The organism is Bradyrhizobium sp. (assembly GCF_004799445.1).
Classification (GTDB): Bacteria; Pseudomonadota; Alphaproteobacteria; order Rhizobiales; family Xanthobacteraceae; genus Bradyrhizobium.
Genome location: NZ_SSNA01000216.1, coordinates 1 through 2,920 on the forward strand (window position 1 = coordinate 1; position 2,920 = coordinate 2,920).

Here is a 2,920-nt window from a genome sequence, read left to right on the forward strand (position 1 = left end):
CAAAATCTGCGTCAATTCGAAAAGATTTTTGGACTCTTGGCAATACAAACATCTTATTCCTTAAAATGAGCATCGCAATATCCAAGGTCCCGAATCCGCGATTCTGTCACATGTCCGCTCTAAGAGGATAACCCGGAAGATTTGGACCCATAGCCGACCTCAGCCCGCTCTCGGGCATCGCCTTTGAACCCAAAGAAATATGGTGACGCTCACTGGAACAAACGCGGGACGCGACGTTATTTCGGTCCGGAGTCATAGACCTTAATCATTGACCGGACATCAGCGCGGGCAAGCTCAAGCTTGGAAATGACCGAAGGCCAGAGTAACCCGCGCTGCTTTTTGGCCCGCTTGATAAGTTTTCGCAATTTGTGCTCGAACTCGTCGACTGCCGTTTCTGTGGTCTTCAGTTCACCCATGTGAGCCAGCCCTCCATAGGCCGTGATACCAACACCCCGCCAAATTCGAATGTTTATCTGCTTCGCAGGCGCGCCAACAAAGGCGCAGCCGCCTAACCTGAATCAGCCAAAATTGATGGTGAGCGAATTGGGGTCGGAGAGGGCGGCGCAGGGATGGACTTATACTTTTGTTCCAACGGCATGACCAGCCGATAGGCTTTCAGCTTGGGTTCTTGCCAAGATTCCAAAAGTTTACCGCAGACGACGCATTCAGCCCGCCCTGGGCGTCCTTTCGCCGACATTGATTCGGCGACTTCATAAACCGATGCGCACCATGAGCAGGTAAAGTCTGATATTTTCATAGGAATTATAATCTACACGCTTGTTGGCCGCGCGAATTGTTCTGAATCAATGCGGCACCACTAAGGACGAGCCCAGCACTTGGCTTTCATGTTCCATCGTCAGAGTATTGATGGCCGCCGTTTCCAAGCTCATCAGGCTTCAATCGAATCCGCCCTCCGGTTCTTTCTTCGTCGTGGCAACTCGCATTGGCGATGTCTCTTCATGGCACTTTTCGGACCTCACGCGATCTGCGACGTGAGTCCGGGATACGCCGGGAAGCGGACATCGCTTATCCGCAGATCCGCTAACCGATCAGAATCCCGACCGCTCGCATGTCCGTCTCTCTCGCAGCGTCTCACGCGCCGCCAGGCCCGCTAGAGGACCCGGGTCAAGTCCGTGCAAGGCGGGCGTTGGGAAAAGCGACCCGACGGGCAAATCACCTGGGCGATTGACAGCCCCGAGTGCAGAAATGCATGTTTGAGCGTCACTATACCCTCTGTCGGGGAGATGCCGACTCGAAGGTCCGGTATTGGTCCGCGCGCCGTGACACGCCGATCTGGAAACTTGAAGCGGGGCGGCCTAACCGAATGATCGTGCGATGTGAGAAAGCATGGCCATTGCCGCTTGGGTATAGCGGGCGCTGTTAAAATGCTCATCCGCAAAATTGAGAAAGAGGAGAGCAACCACGATAGTCATTGCGACTCTCATGAGCGTATTTAATTCATAGACCCGTTATTGCTTCGTTAACACCTGCAGGCGTTCGACACTCGCGACGGCAGATTAGGACACTTCCCGGTTCCGGTAATGGAACACCGTATTCTTCCGGTGTCCTCAGTGCATGTGGAAAACACTAAGCTGGCTCTTGCCGGGGCTGAATTTCATCCCGTACAAATTTGTACCGGCAGGGCCGCGCTAATGCGGCCCTTCTTGATTCCGGCGCTCGCGGTGCGAAACTAGGACAGTGGTGTCCGAAGGGGTGACGCCTCCAAACCAGCGAAGGTTTAGGGCCGTAACCCCGAGGGTCAGGATCAAAAGGGTTGGCGGCCTCACTTCGTCTCCGATGCAATACGATTGCACCCGAAACAGCGAAACACTTTGATTAGAGGTTTACATCCGATAGCGGGCAGCTTGCCCACCGGCTGCATTTCAGCGTGGCAATTTTCGCATTCGCGGGTATCCTGGACTTCCTCAGCCATCCAGCGGTGATGCGCGCGAAACCAGTCGGAAAAATGAAGATTTGCTCCGTAAGACTACGGCTCGTTGGCCTGCCGCACGAGCAACGCGGCCCGAGATTGTCGACAAACTTGAAATCAAGAGGGTTTGTATAGCACAGGCATTCAGCGCCCTTTGCGCGTTGCGACTGTGTTGCGAAAGTTCGGCGACGTGCCGGATGAATTGAGCGCGTTGCGATCAAACAGCGATAACGCTGGCAACCGAACTTGGTGACACCTGTGCTTCAACACATTGCCGAACTATGTCCGTTGTCGGGGGTAAAGCGGGCTCACGGTCGACATCGCGGAAACGACGCGATTGACCCATTTCGGAAATGGTAGAGCGATTCCCGCGGAGGGCAAAAAGTAGCAATCAGTGCTACACTCGGCTCAAAGACGTCGAACATCTGCCCCTCTGAAGTGTGGCCGAGGAGAGAAATTGATGACCGATAGCACCTTGTACCACGAGGGGAACCGCCGGCTGCAGGATCAGTTTGATAGCCGTCGGATTTCCGATCGCCTGGAAAAACTCACTCGCACAGAGTTCACACCCGACGATCGGGTGTTTATCGAGAGCGCGCCGTATTTCTTTCTCGCGACAGCAGACGCCGAGGGACGGCCTGATTGCTCCTTTAAGGGCGGCCTGCCTGGGTTCGTGGCTATCATAGGGCCGTCCGAATTGGCCTTCCCCGACTACGACGGCAACGGTATGTTTAAAAGCATGGGTAATATTCTGGTAAATGCCGAAGTCGGCATGCTGTTCATCACCATACATGGGAAACCTCAGCGCCTGCGCGTCAACGGCACGGCAACGGTTAGTCGCGAAGATCCACTCCTCGCTCGGACTGTCGGCGCGCAGCTTATCGTCCGTGTCACCGCTCGAGCGATCTTTCCGAATTGTCCGCGTTACATTCCGACCATGCAGTTGATAGATGCTTCGATCTACACGCCGCGATCGGGCTGCGACCCACC

2 protein-coding genes are annotated in these 2,920 nt (G+C 54.9%); one reads left to right on the forward strand and one right to left on the reverse strand.

Annotated elements, in window-relative coordinates:
- Positions 1-236: 236 nt before the first annotated feature.
- Positions 237-416, reverse strand: coding sequence for a hypothetical protein (locus E8A46_RS28605; RefSeq protein WP_291568327.1), 180 nt, complete (start codon positions 414-416; stop codon positions 237-239).
- 1,974 nt (positions 417-2,390) lie between these two features.
- Here E8A46_RS28605 and E8A46_RS28610 point away from each other — a divergent pair.
- A partial coding sequence (locus E8A46_RS28610; RefSeq protein ID WP_291568329.1) for a pyridoxamine 5'-phosphate oxidase family protein occupies positions 2,391-2,920 on the forward strand: 530 nt, incomplete at its 3' end.

Bases quoted from the DNA above. Each gene is read 5' to 3' on its own strand.
- E8A46_RS28605 (WP_291568327.1), bottom strand. From the start codon at position 416: ATGGGTGAACTGAAGACCACAGAAACGGCAGTCGACGAGTTCGAGCAC.